Source organism: Pseudomonas sp. zfem002, assembly GCF_032621685.1.
GTDB classification, from domain to species: domain Bacteria; phylum Pseudomonadota; class Gammaproteobacteria; order Pseudomonadales; family Pseudomonadaceae; genus Aquipseudomonas; species Aquipseudomonas japonica.
The window spans coordinates 122,698-138,521 of sequence record NZ_JAVYJH010000009.1; the positions used below are offsets into that span (position 1 = coordinate 122,698).

Genomic DNA, 15,824 nt, shown 5'->3' on the forward strand with positions numbered 1-15,824 from the left:
TCCTCGATTAATACTGCACGCCAGCCTGGCGCAGGGCCTGGCGGACGGTGTCGTGACAGGATTCGCTCAGCCAGGTCAGCGGCAGGCGGATTCCCTTGTGCATCAGACCCATTTCCACGAGCGCCCACTTCACCGGAATCGGGTTGGCCTCGCAGAACAGGTGCTTGTGCAGCGGCATGAGTTTTTCGTTGATGGCCCGCGCGGTCTCGGCATCGCCACGCAGGGCGGCCTCGCACAGGTCGGCCATTTCACGCGGGGCGACGTTGGCGGTCACGGAGATGTTGCCCTTGCCACCCAGCAGGATCAGCTCGACCGCGGTCGGATCGTCGCCGGACAGGACGATGAAGTCGTCGCTGACGCCGTCGATGATCGCCTTGGCGCGCTTCAGGTCGCCGGTGGCTTCCTTGATGCCGATGATGTTCGGCACGGTCGACAGGCGGATCACGGTCTCGGCGAGCATGTCGCAGGAGGTGCGGCCCGGCACGTTGTAGAGGATCTGCGGGATGTCCACCGCCTCGGCGATGTGCTTGAAGTGCTGGTACAGGCCTTCCTGGGTCGGCTTGTTGTAGTAAGGCACGACCAGCAGGCAGGCGTCGGCACCGGCGTCCTTGGCATTCTGGGTCAGGTGAACGGCTTCGCTGGTGGAGTTCGCGCCGGTGCCGGCGATGACCGGGATGCGGCCATTGACTTGCTTGACCACGAACTCGATGACCTTGATGTGCTCTTCGACATCGAGGGTCGCCGACTCGCCAGTGGTGCCGACGGCGACGATGGCATGGGTACCGTTCTGCAGGTGGAAGTCCACGAGTTTGCTGAGGCTGTCCCAGTCCAGACGCCCTTGTGCATCCATGGGTGTGACCAATGCCACCATACTGCCCGCAATCATGAAGCTGCTCCTGCCGGAAAAAGAGAGCGGTAATGGTACTGGCGCCATCGGGCTTGCACAAGCGACGCAGGCGGGCGGAGCATTCCCCTTCGCGGCCATTTTCGCTACCCTTCGTCCTTTGATCGGTACACAGCGGCCCGCCGGGCTGCCAACAATGCGTTCCGGCCGTGTCCGCCCCCTCGATCCAGAGGCTCTGGAGCACGCTGACCCGCCTCTTTTCCGCGTCAGGTACCGACCGCTCATCGTTTTAGGAATGCTATGTCCACCCCCACCGTCCGCGAACAATTCCTCGTCGTCAGCGCCCTCGGCCCGAGCCCGATGGAACTGACCAACATCCTCTGCCGCGCCAGCAACGACAGCCGCTGCTCGGTGGTCACCTCGCGCCTGACCCGCCACGGCGAGTGCAGTGCCCTGATCCTGCAGGTCAGCGGCAACTGGGATGCCCTGGCACGCTTCGAGGGCTCGCTGCCGAGCCTGGCGAAGAAGCACGGCTTCATCGTCAACGTGGTGCGCAGCAGCGAGCTGGAAGTGCGCCCGCTGTCGCTGCCCTACGTCGCCTACGTCAGCGCGGCCTACCGCCCGGACATCATCAACGAGCTGTGCCAGTTCTTCATCGACCACCGTGTCGAGCTGGAGAACCTGACCTGCGACACCTACCAGGCCCCGCAGACCGGCGGCACCATGCTCAATGCCACCTTCACCGTCACGCTGCCTGCCGGCACCCAGATCAGCTGGTTGCGCGACCAGTTCCTGGACTTCGCCGACGCGCTCAACCTGGACGCGCTGATCGAACCGTGGCGCCCACAGAACCCGATGTAAGGAACCCGTCCCATGGCCGTTGAACTCGACAAACCCGTCGCCGACTTCCAGGTCCAGGCCACCAGTGGCCAGCAGATCAGCCTCGCCGACCTGAAGGGTCGCCAGGTGGTCCTGTACTTCTATCCGAAGGACAGCACGCCGGGCTGCACCACCGAAGGCGGTGACTTCCGCGACCAGTACGCCGCCTTCCAGGCCGCCGGTACCGCGGTGTTCGGCGTCTCTCGCGATGGCCTCAAGTCGCACGAGAACTTCAAGGCCAAGCAGGGCTTCCCCTTCGAGCTGATCAGCGACAAGGACGAAAGCCTCTGCCAGCTGTTCGATGTGATCAAGCTGAAGAAGCTCTATGGCAAGGAATACATGGGCGTCGACCGCAGCACCTTCCTGATCGACAAGGACGGTGTGCTGCGCAAGGAATGGCGTGGCGTGAAGGTGCCGGGCCATGTCGCCGCGGTCCTGGCCGCGGCCGAAGAACTGAACCAGGCCTGAAACCGACACGGGACAGATCGCGATCTGTCCCGTCGGGCACTACAACAGCGGCGCCACCTGTGGCTCGGGCCGCGGCCAGGCATCCAGCACCGCCTTGAACAGCGTCGCCAGCGGAATGGCAAAGAAGATCCCCCAGAATCCCCACAGCCCGCCGAACAGCAGCACCGCGCAGATGATCGCCACCGGGTGCAGGCTCACCGCCTCCGAGAACAGCAGGGGCACCAGCACATTGCCATCCAGCGCCTGGATGATCGCGTAGACCGCCATCAGGTAGATGAACTGGTCACCCCAGCCCCACTGGAACAGCGCGATCAGTGTCACCGGCACCGTCACCACTACCGCGCCGACATACGGCACCACCACCGACAAGCCCACCAGCAGCGCCAGCAAGGCGGCGTAGTTCAGCCCCAGGGCGACGAAAGCGATATAGGTCGCCACGCCGCAGATCAGGATCTCGATGCCCTTGCCGCGGATGTAGTTGGCGATCTGCCGGTTCATCTCTTCCGCGACCCGGGTCATCAGCGCGCGCTCCTGCGGCAGATAGCCGCTGACCCAGCGCGCGATGGTCTCGCGGTCCTTGAGGAAGAAGAACACCAGGATCGGCACCAGCACCAGGTAGATCATCACGTTGACCAGCAGCGGCAGGCTCGACAGGGAGAAGGTCAGCGCCCACTGGCCGAATTTGCCTATTTCGCCACGCATGGCTTCGATGGCCTGCAGTACCTGATCGTCCGAGACCAGGTGCGGATAGCGCTCCGGCAACAGCAGGAGCAGCGACTGCCACTTGCCGAGCATGCCCGGCAGCTCGTTGAACAGGGTGATCAACTGATGCCAGAGCAGCGGCACCAGCACCAGCAGGAACACCGCCAGCGCGCCCATGAACAGGGTGAAGACCAGGCCGACGGCAACCTTGCTCGGCACCCGCAGGCGCTCGAGCGCGTTGACCAGCCCTTGCATCAGGAAGGCCAGGACCATCCCCGCCAGCACCGGCGCGAGCATGCCGCCAAGGGTCAGGACCGCGGTGAAACCGAGGAACAGCAGGACTGCCAGAACCACAGCTTCCTCGTCGGAGAAATAGCGGTGCAGCCAGCCGCGAAGCACTTTGAACATCGAGGATCCTTGGAAAACGAATCAGGCCTTCTTCAGCCAGTAGGTGTAGATCCCGCCTTCGGCGGTATCGAGCAGCAGCGTATGACCGGCCAGTTGCGCGAAAGTGCGAAAGTCGCGTTGCGAGCCGGCGTCGGTGGCGATCACCTTGAGCACGGCGCCGGAAGCCAGGCGATTCAGTTCCAGCTTGGCCTTGAGCAACGGCAGCGGGCAGTTCAGGCCGCTGGCGTCCAGTTCGGCGTCATGGTGCAGGGTGTCGGTCATTGCAACTCTCCAGAAAAACCGGCGCGCCAGATAGCCCTGGCGCACAGCACCGGCAAGCCTCGCAGAATACCGCCACTGGTCGCAACCGTGCGAGGCGGCTACAGTAAGGCTCTTTGTCGACCAGAGCTCCGTGCATGAATGTTCTGCGCCCTACCCTGCTGACGCTGGCCTGCCTGCTTGCGCTTCCGAGCCATGCCGACGACCTGCCGTCACTCGGCGACGCCAGCTCCGCCATTGTCTCGCCGCAACAAGAACACCAGCTTGGCCGGGCCTGGCTGAGTCTGCTGCGCGGCAATGTCAGCCAACTGTCGGACCCACAGCTCAAGGATTACGTCGAATCCAGCGTCTACCGGCTTGCCGAGACCAGCCAGCTGCAGGACCGCCGCCTGGAATTCATCCTGATCAACAGTCCTGACCTCAACGCCTTTGCCGCGCCAGGCGGGATCGTCGGGGTCAACGGCGGCCTGTTCCTCAATGCGCAGACCGAGGGCGAATATGCCTCGGTACTGGCCCACGAACTCGCGCACTTGTCGCAACGCCACTTCGCCCGCGGCGTCGAGGCCCAGCAACGCATGCAGTTGCCGATGATGGCGGCGCTGCTGGCAGGCATCGTGGTCGCCGCCGCCGGTGCCGGCGATGCCGGTATCGCCGCCATTGCAGGTACCCAGGCCGCGGCGATCCAGGAGCAGCGGCGCTTCTCCCGGCAGAACGAACAGGAGGCCGACCGCATCGGCATCCTCAACCTGGAAAAGGCCGGGTACGATCCGCGCAACATGCCGACCATGTTCGAGCGCCTGATGCGTCAGTACCGCTTCGACGCCAAGCCGCCTGAATTCCTCCTCACCCACCCGGTCACCGAATCGCGTATCGCCGACACCCGCAACCGCGCGGAACAGGCGCCAGCCGGCGGTACCGAAGACAGCGCGCGCTACCAGCTGATGCGCGCCCGTGTGCAGTTGTTCTACGAAGGTACGCCGGGGCTGGCGGCCAAGCGCTTCCGCGCCCTGCTGGATGAAAACCCGAAACTCGATGCCGCCCGCTATGGCCTGGCCCTGGCCCAGATCAAGGGCGGCCAGCTCAACGAAGCGCGGGAAAACCTCAAGCCGCTGCTGGCCAAGGCGCCCAACGACATCACCTACAACCTGACCCAGATCGACCTGGACATCACCAACAACCGTCTTGGCGATGCCCAGCAACGGGTCGACCGGATGCGTCAGCTGTATCCCGGCAACTATCCGCTGCGCCAGGTGGCCGCCGATCTGCTGCTCAAGCAGAACAAGCCGGCCGAGGCGGAAAAGTCACTGGAAGCGCTGGTCAAGAATCGGCCTGACGACCCGGATGTCTGGTACGACCTGGCCGAAGCCCGCGGTCTTTCCGGCAACACCATCGGCCTGCACCAGGCCCGGGCCGAGTTCTTCGCCCTGACCGGTGATTTCGACCAGGCGCTGCAGCAGCTGGACTACGCCAAGCGGCGTGCCGGCAACAACTTCCAGTTGGCCTCGCGGATCGATGCGCGGCAGCGGGAACTGCTGGAGCAGCAGCGGATGGTCAAGGAAATGATGCGCTGAAACTGTTTGGGGCTGCCTTGCAGCCCCAGAAGCTCAAGCGTTACCGGACAGCTTCAAGCGCGCCGCCGCGGTGAAATCCAGCATCCGCTGCAACGGTTTGATCGCCTGCGGCACCAGTGCCGGCTCGACGAAGATCTCGTTGCTGCCGTCACGCAAGCACTGCAGGGTGCGCTCCAGCGTATTCATCGCCATCCACGGGCAATGCGCACAGCTACGGCAGGTCGCGCCATTGCCGGCGGTCGGCGCCTCGATGAATTCCTTGTCCGGGCACAGCTGCTGCATCTTGTAGAAGATGCCGCGGTCGGTGGCGACCACGAAACGCTTGTTCGGCATGCGTTGTGCGGCAGCGATCAACTGGCTGGTGGAGCCCACCGCGTCGGCCAGCTCGATCACCGCCTCCGGCGACTCCGGGTGCACCAGGATCGCGGCATCCGGATACAGCGCCTTGATGTCGGCCAACTGCCGCGACTTGAACTCTTCGTGAACGATGCAGGCACCGTCCCACATCAGCATGTCGGCACCGGTCTGTTTCTGGATGTAGCGGCCCAGGTGCTGGTCCGGCCCCCAGATGAAGGTTTCGCCGTTGTCCATCAGGCTTTCGACGATTTCCAGCGCGCAACTGGAGGTCACCACCCAGTCGGCACGCGCCTTGACCGCCGCCGAGGTGTTGGCATAGACCACCACGGTGCGCTCGGGATGCTTGTCGCAGAACGCCGAGAATTCATCCACCGGGCAGCCCAGGTCGAGGGAGCAGGTCGCCTCGAGGGTCGGCATCAGTACACGTTTTTCCGGGGTGAGGATCTTCGCCGTCTCGCCCATGAAACGCACCCCCGCCACCAGCACGGTGCTGGCCGGGTGATTCTTGCCGAAGCGGGCCATCTCCAGGGAGTCGGCCACGCAGCCGCCGGTTTCCTCGGCCAGGGCCTGGATTACCGGATCGCAGTAATAGTGGGCAACCAGCACCGCATCCCGCGCCTTGAGCTCGGCGGCGATGGCGGTACGGTATTCGGCCTCTTGTTCGGGCGTGAGGGGCTTGGGCTGCTTGGCGTCCAGGTGGGCCTGAACCAGAAGGCGTTCGGAAATTTGCGTCATGTTCGCAAGACCTGCAGGCGCTGATGCGCGTAAGTCGAGTGTATCATCGGGCACGGACAAATCGGGTAACAGCTTGGCCTTTGCACGGACGGCAAAAATCCGCTGCGACCTCGGTTTTATGAGTCGCCGAAGGCTACAGACAATCGGATGAATTCTAAAGAGATTTTTACCCGACAAGGCCCGCGGACGACGCTCGACACGCCCTCCGCGAGCCCCCGTGACTACTGCGCGGCGCCGGAGAATGCCGCGGTGCGCTGCTGAACCAGCTCGGCGAACTGATCGACGGTCATTTTCTGGCCATTGAAGTCCACCTGGCCGTCGGCATACCCCAGTCGCATCAGGATATCGTCGCCTTGCACGGTCGCCAGCTGGCTCTGCAGGGCAATCATCCCGACCATCTCCCCGGAGGCCGACGCCTGGCGGACCTGCTCGGCGTCCAGCCCTTCAAGGGTGGCGCGCAATGCGGCCAGATCGCCGAGCATCGGCTTGGAGAGCTTCAGGTCGGTCTGCATCGACTTCACCGACTGGGCGAAGGCCTGCTCCAGCGGAACATCCTGCGGGGCCTGGGCGGAGAGGTCCAGGTCGATAGCCAAGCGGCTCTCGCCGTTGGCCGTCCTGAACGCCAACTCTTCCAGCGCGACGCGCGGGCCACCGGCCAGCAATTGCCGAAGCGGTGCCTGCAGCCGCGGATCATCCAGCATCGCCGCACCGGTATCCGGGGTCAGGCCCAGGGCCATGCTCTCCAGCTGGGCAAGGTTCTGCTCATACCACTTCACCAGGCTGCCGACCGCCTCGGGGTTCAGGCGCTCCACGCGCCAGGCCATGCGCGCGCTGCCGATGGGCTTGCCGGAGAAACTGATGTCCGCAAGATTGACCGCCTGCTTCAGGGAAAGCCCGCCCTCCTCGATCCGATAGACATCACGCTGTTCGAACTTGCCGAAACGCAGGGGCTGACTGTCGCCGAAGGACAAGGCGCTTTCGGCGATATCGACATTCATCGAACCGACAAAGTAGCCGTAGCCGCTCATATTGAAGTCGGTGGACAGCGCCACACCCTTCAGGGTGACGCTCGTCGGTCCCTCGCCGCCGCTGGCCATCGCTACCCGCTCCAACTCGCCCCGCAGGCGCAGGCCCTCGCCCTCCAGGGCCGAGTCCAGGTGCAGGGTCAAGCCGGAGAACGACAGGGAAAAGCCATCCTCGTCACTGACCTCGAAGGGCATCACCCGCAACTCGTTGCGGATCGCCCCGCCGTAACCGACGCTCAGGCTGCCTTGCAGTGGCGCCTGTTCACCGGCGGCAGCGAACCAGGGCGCGCTGTCGTCGGTCTTTTCCAGCGCGTAGCTGCTCGCCGCCATCACCGGCAGCAGTTGCAGGCGCTTGACCCGCGACCAGGGAAACGGGCCGTGCTCCAGGTGATCGCTGAAATCGAGCTGGACATGCTCGCCCTCGACACCCTGGAGCGTGACCCGATAACGGGCATCGCTGCTGAACACGCCGGATTCCAGGGACAGCAGTTCCACCTTGCCCGTGCCGCTGCCACTCAGGGCCGCCGCCAACTGTCGGTTGGACTGGGCGAGCGAGGTTTCGAGCACCTCGGGCAACTGCTTGCCGGTGTACCACGCCACCGCGCTGCAGGCCGCCGCGCCCACTACGACCAACCCGCCGATAACTAGTGCTTTCTTCATGAAATGATCCGGATGCTGTCCCTGATATGGATGGTCGGCATTCCCGCCAGGGCTTGCCGGGGAGCGAGATTACCACCGTCGGCCGTGGCGGTTGCTCCGGATTCGCCGTTTACGGGGTGAGACCTGTCGACAAAACCTGTAATCCTCGTCCCTCTATCTGGCAGGCCATTGCCAGGCCAAACGCTCATACAACTGTCATCGGACGCTGACATGTTGCAGGACATGCCCCTCTCTGAGTGGCGGGAGGAACCGCATCGGCCTGATAACGGAGCTTCGCAATGAAACTTGCAGTGTTTGGTACCGGTTACGTTGGCCTGACCCTGGCCGCCTGCCTTGCCGAGGTCGGTCACTCGGTGTGCTGCGTCGATGTCGACGCCGATCGCGTGGCGAGCCTGTCCAGAGGACTGTGTCCGCTCTTCGAACCCGGCCTGCCGGTACTCCTGAAAAAGGGACTGGCCAACGCCCACCTGCAGTTCACCACCGACGCGGCGCGGGCCATCGAGGCGGCCACGGTGATCTTCATCGCGGTCGGCACCCCATCCCTGCCGGATGGCAGCGCCGACCTGAGCCAGGTTTTCACCGTAGTCGACAGCATCGTCCGACATGCGGAAGGGAAAAAGATCATCGTCAACAAGTCCACTTCGCCCGTGGGCACCGTGGATGCGATCAAACAGCGCCTGGCCCGCCACGACGCCAGCCTGGCCAGCCGCCTGGAAGTGGTCAGCAACCCGGAGTTTCTCAAGGAGGGCTCGGCGGTCCTCGACTGCATGCGCCCGGACCGCATCCTGATCGGCGGCGCCAGCCCGGCCACCCTGAACCTGCTGCGCGACCTGTTCGCGCCGTTCAGCCGCAATCACGACAAGTTCATCGCCATGGACGCGCGCAGCGCCGAGCTGGCCAAGTACGCGGCCAACTGCATGCTGGCGACGAAGATCTCGTTCATGAACGAAATGGCCAACCTGGCCGAACACCTGGGTGCGGACATCGAGGCGGTACGCCGCGGCATCGGTTCCGATCCCCGCATCGGCTACGACTTCATCTACGCCGGCTGCGGCTTTGGCGGCTCGTGTTTCCCCAAGGATCTCTCGGCCCTGCAGCGGGTTGCCGAGCAGCACGAGTACCAACCGCGCCTGCTGCAGGCGGTGGAGACGATCAACCAGCGGCAGAAGCATCGCCTGTTCGAGAAGATCATCGCCCACTACGACGGCGACCTGGCCGGCAAGACCTTTGCCGTGTGGGGCTTGGCGTTCAAGCCGAATACCGACGACATGCGCGAGGCCTCGAGCCTGGTGCTGCTGCGCGCGCTATGGCAGGCCGGCGCGACAGTACGGGCGTTCGACCCGCAGGCGCGCGACGAAGCCCGCCGCCTGTTCGGCGAGCGCAAGGATCTGTACTTGCTGGACAACAAGGAAGACACGCTGATCGGTGCCAACGCGCTGGTGATCGTCACCGAGTGGCAGGACTTCCGCATTCTGGACGGCGAAACCGTCAGCCAGCAATTACTCGATGGCGTGCTGTTCGACGGACGCAATCTGTTCGAGCCGGCGCAGATGGCCGCCGCGGGTCTGACCTACTACAGCATCGGGCGGCCGCTGCCGGAACGCGCAGAGGCGTCCCGGCGTAAGGAAACGCCTTACTCGTTGACGTCCATGAACTCACGAGCCCAGACGATGTAGTCATTGGGCTGGGTGTAGGTGTGAGTCAGCTCCGTCGCGCTCAGGTCGGAGGCGGAGCTGGTGATCCGGCGTTGCTCGCGCAGGCAGTCGTAGGTGGCCTTGATCGCGGCGAAGTAGGCGCCATGGCCATCCACCGCAATGCGCACACCCAGCTCGGCCAGGCGCACGTCGTCGTGCAGTTGCGGATTGCCGTAGGTCACCAGCATCAGTGGTACGGTCAGGTGAGCGGCGATCTCTTCGAGGTGGGCGAAGTCACGCACGCCAACCATGCACACACCGTCGGCGCCGGCATTCTGATACGCCACGGCGCGGGCGATGACTTCTGCGGTGGGAATGGCCGCGGCATTGGTCCGGGCAATGATCACCAGCTCCGGATCGACACGGGCCTCCAGGGCCGCGCGAACCTTGCCCACGCCTTCCTCGATGCTGATCAGGTCGGTGGACTTGCGGCCGAACTGGGCCGGCAGCAGGGTGTCCTCGATGGTCAGGGCGGAAACCCCGGCGCGCTCCAGTTCGATCACCGTGCGCATCACGTTCAGCGCATTGCCGTAACCATGGTCGGCATCGGCGATGAACGGCAACTGGGCGACCCGACCGATGCGGGTCGCCTGCTCGGCGAACTCGCTCAGCGTGATCAGGGCAAAATCCGGTGCTGCAAGTACCTGTAGCGACGCCACCGAGCCCCCGAGGATACCGACTTCGAAACCGAGGTCGGCGGCGATACGCGCGGACATCGGATCGAACACCGAAGCGGTGTGGTAACAGCGGGGGGAAGCAAGGAGTTTACGAAACGCACGGCGCAGTTCTTGGTGGGACGCTTTAGGCATGATCAATCCACTTATTTCGACTTCATTCTGCGGGGGAACATACCACTGCTTGATGTCGCTCTGACAGCAGCAAAGGTCTCGTTCCGACAAATAGACGAAACGTTTCATCTGGCAAGGCTGAACGGCGGCGAAGGATCAGGGTTTCCCTGAGCACGGGTCTTGTACTGAAGGCTGTCAGGGCGATGCCGTTCGTGTGCGTGAATACGCCAACCCGAGCCAACCGGCGAGATCGCGAAAAACACGAATTTTGCAGATTTCATCAAAAGTTCGCGAAATGAGTACGAACTGTGCATGACATTGCTCATCCACAGCGACTCAGCATTTACCTGATACGCGGATCAGGGAAAACCGGAGCGAATACGTTTGCGTACTCAGCGTTTCCCCTAGGTAAGTAAGCGTAGAGTTTGTGCGTCTATGGCATAATGAAATCATCCCGCAACTCCAGACAACGAGCCGTGACCTGTGTCAGTGACTACCTTAACCGTCTGTGACGATTCCACCGTTGCCCGCAAGCAGGTCCTGCGAGCACTGCCAGCTGACTGGCCGGTGTCGATCACCGAGGCCAGCGATGGCCAGCAATGCATGGAGGCTGTTCGCAAGGGCCTGGGCCAGGTCGTCGTGCTCGACCTGAACATGCCGGAAATGGATGGCTATCAGGTCTTGCACGCGCTGCGCGATGAAGGGCTGGCGAGCAATGTCATCGTCATCTCCGGCGACGTGCAGCAGGAGGCGTTGCGGCGGGTACAGGAACTCGGCGCCCTCGCCTTCCTGAAAAAGCCCTTCGACCAGGCCGAACTGCGCCAGACCCTGGAGCGCCTGGGCCTGCTCAACCTGGCTGGACACGCGGCGCAGAGTCATCGCCCACAGACCAGCGCCCACGTCACCTTCAACGAAGTGTTCCGCGAAACGGTCAACGTCGCCATGGGCCGGGCTGCGGCGCTGATCGCCAAGGTCCTCGGGGTTTTCGTCCAGTTGCCGGTGCCGAACGTCAATGTCCTTGAAGTCGGCGAACTGCATATGGCGCTGGCCGACGCCGGGCGCTGCAAGCAACTGACCGCGGTGTGCCAGGGCTTCATCGGCGGGGGTATCGCCGGCGAGGCGCTGCTGATGTTCCACGACTCGGAAATCGCCGAGATGGCGCGCCTGATGAAGCACCAGAGCAGCCAGTCCTCCGACCTGGAAATGCTCCTGGACCTGTCCAGCATCCTCATCGGCGCCTGCCTGAGCAGCATCGCCGAGCAGGTCGATGTCGTGTTCTCGCAATGCCACCCGCAGATCCTCGGCCAGCACGCCGGTATCGAGGAGCTTATCCGCGTCAACCAGCGCCGCTGGAAGAAGACCCTGGCGGTAGAGATCAGCTACAGGCTGGAGGGCCATGACATCAGCTTCGACCTGCTGCTGCTGTTCACCGAAGACTCCATCGAACGACTGACCCATAAACTCGCGTACCTGATGAACTGAGCCCATGAACAAACCCATTGATCTGACCGAGTTCCACTGGCTGCTGGCGATCGTGCAGAGCATCGATGTCGGCGTGGTGGTGCTCGATCGCGACCATTGCGTCCAGGTCTGGAACACCTTCATGGAGAACCGTTCCGGGGTCCCGCCCAGGGACGCCCACAACCAGTCGTTCTTCAGCCTGTTTCCGGAGGTCAACGTCGACTGGTTCCGGCGCAAGCTGGACAGCGTGGCGACCCTCGGCACGGCAGCGTTCACGGTATGGGAGCAACGCCCCTATCTGGTGCGATTCAAGAACTACCAGCCGATCACCGGGCAGGAAGATTTCATGTACCAGAACACCACGCTGTTCCCGCTGCGCTCGACCGACAGCAGCATCAGCCACTTCTGCCTGGTGATCTACGACGTGACCGATGTCGCGACCAACCGGCACATGCTGCAGTCGGCCAATGCGCAGTTGCAGAAGCTGTCCAGCACCGACCGCCTGACCGGCCTGTACAACCGCGGGCACTGGGAGGACAGCCTCAAGGTCGCCTACGCCCGCCATCAGCGCCACGGCAATCACACCAGCCTGGTGATGTTCGACATCGATCACTTCAAGCGCATCAACGACACCTACGGCCACCAGGCGGGCGACAAGGTCATCGAGCAGGTCGCGGCGATGCTGCGCCAGTACGTGCGCGATACCGACGTGGCGGGCCGTTATGGTGGCGAGGAGTTTGGCGTGGTGCTGTCGGATACCGACAAGCATGGCGCGGTAGCCTTTGCCGAGCGCCTGCGCAAGGCAATCGAGAGCCTGGAGGTGGTACATGAAGGACACAGTATCCGCTTTACCATCAGCCTCGGCGTCGCCGATCTCAGCCAGCCCTCGGACAGCCATGCCGACCTGATCGCCTGGGCCGACCAGGCGCTGTATGCCTCGAAGAAAGGTGGGCGCAACCAGGTGTCGATCCACCCGTGAGCAGGCGCTGTCTGCCTCGACAGGAAAGGATGCCAGCTGACAGGGGCTGAGCAGCCCCTGTCGTGGCGATGCTTCGAATATCAGCGGTTGGCGAAGTACATGGTCACTTCAAATCCGATGCGCAGGTCGGTGAAGCTGGGTTTTGTCCACATGGCACGAGGTCTCCCGGTTGTTTTATTGCTCATTGATTTGGCCGCGACTGGCGATCTGCTTCGTCGCGGTGAAGCGGCTGAATCACTGTCATCGCCAGCGACGCACGTCCTTGTGCGTCACTGAGACAGCAGGTGTTTCAGCGAGTCCCCTCTACCGGCCCCTTGCCCTCATGGGCATCCCAGGCCTGATTGATCAGGTAGGCAAAGATTGCCTTGAGCTGATCATCGCTGAAGTCTGCAAAAGCAGGCATTCCACCACCGCCTTTGGACAGCAGGCCCTGACGCACGACAGATTCGAAGAACTCATAGCTCGGTGGCGGGGCGTAAATGAGGTTGGGCACACGCCCGCCTGCAGCGTTGCCGTGCAAACCATGGCACTCGATACACGCACTGCCCTCAAACAACTGCTTTCCAATCGCCGTCAATTCTTCAGGCTGCCGGGGCGTGAGAGGAGCCGGCACTTTCTGCAATTGTGCGAAGGGTGGGTACTCTTTTGTGCCGCCAACCTTGAACGCCAGCAGACGCGGCGTGGTCCTGGCCCTGGGGGCAGAAGCGGAGTCCGAGTTCAGAGAACCTGTCGCTGCCGCCGTCCCGGTACCGGTCGCCAACAGAACGTATTGCTCCCCGTCGACCATGACTGTCGACGGCGCTGCCCGCACCGCACCGCCGATCTCATGACTCCACAACGTCTTGCCCGTCACATCGTCCAGGACCTGCAGGCGCCCGTCTCCCGTGCCCTGGAACACCAGGCCACCGGCGGTGTGCAGCAAGCCGCCGTTGGTCGGCATCGGCAAGCGCGAGCGCCACTTCACGGCATTCTTGCGCACGTCCCAGGCAACGGTTTCACCATAGGTTTCGTATTTGCCATCGGCAGAACGCTGGATAGGTTCGAACGACTGGCCACCGAGCGCAGAATCAGGATCATCCTTGACCAGCGTCGGCTGGGACATTGCCGGGATGAATACCGTCTCGTCATCCGGATTGAAGGCCAACGCCTCCCAACCATGCGCACCCAGGCCATTGGGGAGTTGCATATAACTCTTGCTGGAATTCAGCCAGTACTGCCCTTCCGGGCGCATGACAGGGCGACCATTGGCATCCAACCCGGAAGCCCACTCCATTGGCATATAGGCCCCACCGGAAATGAACTTGCCGGTCTGCGCATCCAGTGCATACGCGAAGCCACTCTTCGGCACGCTCAGCACCACCCTCTTCGATTGCCCTGCCACGGTAATGTTGGCGACCATGATGCCGACGCTGGAGTCATAGTTCCAAGCGTCTTGCGGCGTTTGCTTGAAATGCCATTTGTATTCGCCAGTGCTGGCGTCCAGGGCGACGATGGAGTTGGTAAAAAGCTCATCGCCCGCATCTTCGCCACGTTTCGACGGATCGAACGGCGCGGGTCCACCGACGCCTATATAGAGCAGATTGAGTTGCGGATCATAGGTCATGGCGTCCCAGGCACTGCCGCACCCGTGAGACTTCGAGTACCAATCCTTCCCCCAGGTTTTGGCCGCGTTCTCATACAACGCCGATTGCGGCTTCGAGGGATCGTCGGGAACCGTGTAGAAGCGCCAGCGGTGATCGCCACTTTTCTCGTCGAAGGCATCTACATAACCGCGGGTCATCCCGGTATCGAGACAGGCGTTGCCAGTAAAGACCAGACCGTTACCCACTCGCGGCGCAGCAGTGATGGCGTACATATCTGCCGAGTCGCAGGACGTGGCTTCCCAGACTTTCTTTCCGGTGCGCTGGTCGACGGCGATCAAACGGCAGTCTCCCGAGGCGATGATGACATTGCTTCCACTCAAGGCAACGCCCCGATTGAATCGGCGCCCCCAGTACCCTGCGAACGACGACCCCTGTTGCGCATTGTCATCCTGGAAGTTCCAGATCAACTTGCCGGTTTTTACATCGTTGGCAATTATCTGGCCGTTGGGCGCCCCTTGAAAGACGATGCCATCCTTGATCAATGGGTTGCCCACCAGACCGTCGCTGACAGGCAAGTCCACCCACCAGGCCAGGCCCAGGGAAGCGACGGTTTCCTTGTTGATCGCCTTCAACTCGGAAGAATGCTGCATCTCGCTGGAGTTCCCAAGGAACTCCCAGTTCGTATTGGCTTTTTGAGACGGCTGGTCATTCATCCCGCAACCAGCAATGGAAACCAACAGCGAAGCTATGATTATTGTTCTCATATTTGCCCTCTACACATACCCACACCAAGGCCGGGAAATATCGTTGCGTTATCCGTCAATGCGTCAGTGGTTCGCCGAGTCAATCGACAGATACTTCATGCGCTCAATTGACTTCGGCGTAAGCGTCAGTCCGCCCGCAAGGTGAAAATGCCCATTTCACCTCACAACCAGCAGAAAACGATCACCTGACTTGATCAATTGACCACATTCCAGACTGATCATTTGACCAGCAATGGCGACGTCACGCTACAAAAATTTTTAGCGCTTACAAATCAATGGGATAGAGCAAATACCGGCGCTGATGCAGCACCGTTGCAGCTTATCGAGGAGGGAGTGAGTACTTCGGCGAGGTCGAAAGAACCCCGACCCGTGAGCTGCCCGACAGGCCTGCTGCTGACGGCCACCCGAGCGGACAAGGGCGCACCGGGATTGTCTGAAGCGAAGAGCAGACCGCCTGATCGTGCGAGCCAGGAATTTGCAGAGTACTGGAACGAAATAGCCCGCTGACCGTTGCCGGTAGCGGGCTATTTCACTCTGACGTGAACCTGGGTTCACAGCAGATCTTGCATATGGTGGGTCGTGTAGGATTCGAACCTACGACCAATTGGTTAAAAGCCAACTGCTCTACCAACTGAGCTAACGACCCGT

Annotated in this window: 14 protein-coding genes and 1 tRNA gene; 6 read left to right on the forward strand and 9 right to left on the reverse strand. The window is 62.4% G+C overall.

The features are described from left to right. Positions 1 to 7: 7 nt before the first annotated feature. Complete coding sequence (gene dapA, locus RTI28_RS12685) at positions 8 to 886, reverse strand: 4-hydroxy-tetrahydrodipicolinate synthase (RefSeq protein WP_316920773.1); 879 nt, start codon at positions 884 to 886, stop codon at positions 8 to 10. A 258-nt stretch (positions 887 to 1,144) separates the two neighbouring features. Between dapA and RTI28_RS12690 the strand changes: the two genes are divergently transcribed. Next, positions 1,145 to 1,705, forward strand: a complete 561-nt coding sequence (locus RTI28_RS12690; RefSeq protein WP_042121771.1) for a glycine cleavage system protein R — start codon at positions 1,145 to 1,147, stop codon at positions 1,703 to 1,705. Positions 1,706 to 1,717: 12 nt separating this feature from the next. Further along, complete coding sequence (locus RTI28_RS12695; protein WP_316920774.1) at positions 1,718 to 2,191, forward strand: peroxiredoxin; 474 nt, start codon at positions 1,718 to 1,720, stop codon at positions 2,189 to 2,191. Positions 2,192 to 2,230: 39 nt separating this feature from the next. Here the strand turns inward: RTI28_RS12695 and RTI28_RS12700 are convergent, their stop codons facing one another. Further along, on the reverse strand, positions 2,231 to 3,301 hold the full coding sequence (locus RTI28_RS12700) for an AI-2E family transporter (protein WP_316920775.1): 1,071 nt from the start codon (positions 3,299 to 3,301) through the stop codon (positions 2,231 to 2,233). 21 nt (positions 3,302 to 3,322) lie between these two features. Beyond that, complete coding sequence (locus RTI28_RS12705) at positions 3,323 to 3,562, reverse strand: sulfurtransferase TusA family protein (RefSeq protein ID WP_042121777.1); 240 nt, start codon at positions 3,560 to 3,562, stop codon at positions 3,323 to 3,325. 134 nt (positions 3,563 to 3,696) lie between these two features. Between RTI28_RS12705 and RTI28_RS12710 the strand changes: the two genes are divergently transcribed. Further along, on the forward strand, positions 3,697 to 5,130 hold the full coding sequence (locus RTI28_RS12710; protein ID WP_316920776.1) for a M48 family metalloprotease: 1,434 nt from the start codon (positions 3,697 to 3,699) through the stop codon (positions 5,128 to 5,130). Positions 5,131 to 5,163: 33 nt separating this feature from the next. Here the strand turns inward: RTI28_RS12710 and nadA are convergent, their stop codons facing one another. Together nadA and RTI28_RS12720 are read right to left on the reverse strand one after the other, a co-directional pair. Beyond that, positions 5,164 to 6,222: a quinolinate synthase NadA gene (gene nadA / locus RTI28_RS12715; RefSeq protein ID WP_316920777.1), complete on the reverse strand. Its 1,059-nt coding sequence runs from the start codon at positions 6,220 to 6,222 to the stop codon at positions 5,164 to 5,166. Positions 6,223 to 6,443: 221 nt separating this feature from the next. Further along, a complete protein-coding gene (locus RTI28_RS12720; RefSeq protein ID WP_316920778.1) occupies positions 6,444 to 7,907 on the reverse strand; it encodes a YdgA family protein in 1,464 nt (487 codons plus the stop codon). A 278-nt stretch (positions 7,908 to 8,185) separates the two neighbouring features. On the opposite strand from RTI28_RS12720, the gene RTI28_RS12725 reads away from it, so the two are divergent. After that, positions 8,186 to 9,583: a UDP-glucose/GDP-mannose dehydrogenase family protein gene (locus tag RTI28_RS12725; RefSeq protein ID WP_316920779.1), complete on the forward strand. Its 1,398-nt coding sequence runs from the start codon at positions 8,186 to 8,188 to the stop codon at positions 9,581 to 9,583. On the opposite strand, the gene RTI28_RS12730 is transcribed toward RTI28_RS12725, so the two are convergent. After that, positions 9,541 to 10,410, reverse strand: coding sequence for an oxaloacetate decarboxylase (locus tag RTI28_RS12730; protein WP_316920780.1), 870 nt, complete (start codon positions 10,408 to 10,410; stop codon positions 9,541 to 9,543). The two genes, RTI28_RS12725 and RTI28_RS12730, sit on opposite strands and share 43 nt — an antisense overlap. A gap of 462 nt (positions 10,411 to 10,872) precedes the next feature. Here RTI28_RS12730 and RTI28_RS12735 point away from each other — a divergent pair, with 462 nt between their 5' ends. Then, positions 10,873 to 11,871, forward strand: a complete 999-nt coding sequence (locus tag RTI28_RS12735) for a response regulator (RefSeq protein WP_316920781.1) — start codon at positions 10,873 to 10,875, stop codon at positions 11,869 to 11,871. A 4-nt stretch (positions 11,872 to 11,875) separates the two neighbouring features. Continuing rightward, positions 11,876 to 12,829, forward strand: coding sequence for a diguanylate cyclase (locus tag RTI28_RS12740; protein ID WP_316920782.1), 954 nt, complete (start codon positions 11,876 to 11,878; stop codon positions 12,827 to 12,829). A gap of 80 nt (positions 12,830 to 12,909) precedes the next feature. Here RTI28_RS12740 and pqqA read toward each other — a convergent pair whose 3' ends face one another. The 3 genes from pqqA to RTI28_RS12755 all read right to left on the reverse strand — a co-directional run bounded on the left by pqqA (position 12,910) and on the right by RTI28_RS12755 (position 15,822). Next, positions 12,910 to 12,981 (reverse strand): pyrroloquinoline quinone precursor peptide PqqA, encoded by a 72-nt coding sequence (gene pqqA, locus RTI28_RS12745; protein ID WP_081941331.1) that lies wholly within the window; start codon positions 12,979 to 12,981, stop codon positions 12,910 to 12,912. Between the two features lie 137 nt (positions 12,982 to 13,118). Beyond that, entirely contained in the window at positions 13,119 to 15,125 is a 2,007-nt protein-coding gene (locus tag RTI28_RS12750) for a PQQ-binding-like beta-propeller repeat protein (RefSeq protein WP_316920783.1), read from the reverse strand. A gap of 621 nt (positions 15,126 to 15,746) precedes the next feature. Continuing rightward, a tRNA-Lys gene (locus RTI28_RS12755) sits at positions 15,747 to 15,822 on the reverse strand. Positions 15,823 to 15,824 lie beyond the last annotated feature (2 nt).

Coding starts and splice junctions, on each gene's coding strand:
- dapA (WP_316920773.1), bottom strand. CDS start 886: ATGATTGCGGGCAGTATGGTGGCATTGGTCACACCCATGGATGCACAA.
- RTI28_RS12690 (WP_042121771.1), top strand. CDS start 1,145: ATGTCCACCCCCACCGTCCGCGAACAATTCCTCGTCGTCAGCGCCCTC.
- RTI28_RS12695 (WP_316920774.1), top strand. CDS start 1,718: ATGGCCGTTGAACTCGACAAACCCGTCGCCGACTTCCAGGTCCAGGCC.
- RTI28_RS12700 (WP_316920775.1), bottom strand. CDS start 3,301: ATGTTCAAAGTGCTTCGCGGCTGGCTGCACCGCTATTTCTCCGACGAG.
- RTI28_RS12705 (WP_042121777.1), bottom strand. CDS start 3,562: ATGACCGACACCCTGCACCATGACGCCGAACTGGACGCCAGCGGCCTG.
- RTI28_RS12710 (WP_316920776.1), top strand. CDS start 3,697: ATGAATGTTCTGCGCCCTACCCTGCTGACGCTGGCCTGCCTGCTTGCG.
- nadA (WP_316920777.1), bottom strand. CDS start 6,222: ATGACGCAAATTTCCGAACGCCTTCTGGTTCAGGCCCACCTGGACGCC.
- RTI28_RS12720 (WP_316920778.1), bottom strand. CDS start 7,907: ATGAAGAAAGCACTAGTTATCGGCGGGTTGGTCGTAGTGGGCGCGGCG.
- RTI28_RS12725 (WP_316920779.1), top strand. CDS start 8,186: ATGAAACTTGCAGTGTTTGGTACCGGTTACGTTGGCCTGACCCTGGCC.
- RTI28_RS12730 (WP_316920780.1), bottom strand. CDS start 10,410: ATGCCTAAAGCGTCCCACCAAGAACTGCGCCGTGCGTTTCGTAAACTC.
- RTI28_RS12740 (WP_316920782.1), top strand. CDS start 11,876: ATGAACAAACCCATTGATCTGACCGAGTTCCACTGGCTGCTGGCGATC.
- RTI28_RS12750 (WP_316920783.1), bottom strand. CDS start 15,125: ATGAATGACCAGCCGTCTCAAAAAGCCAATACGAACTGGGAGTTCCTT.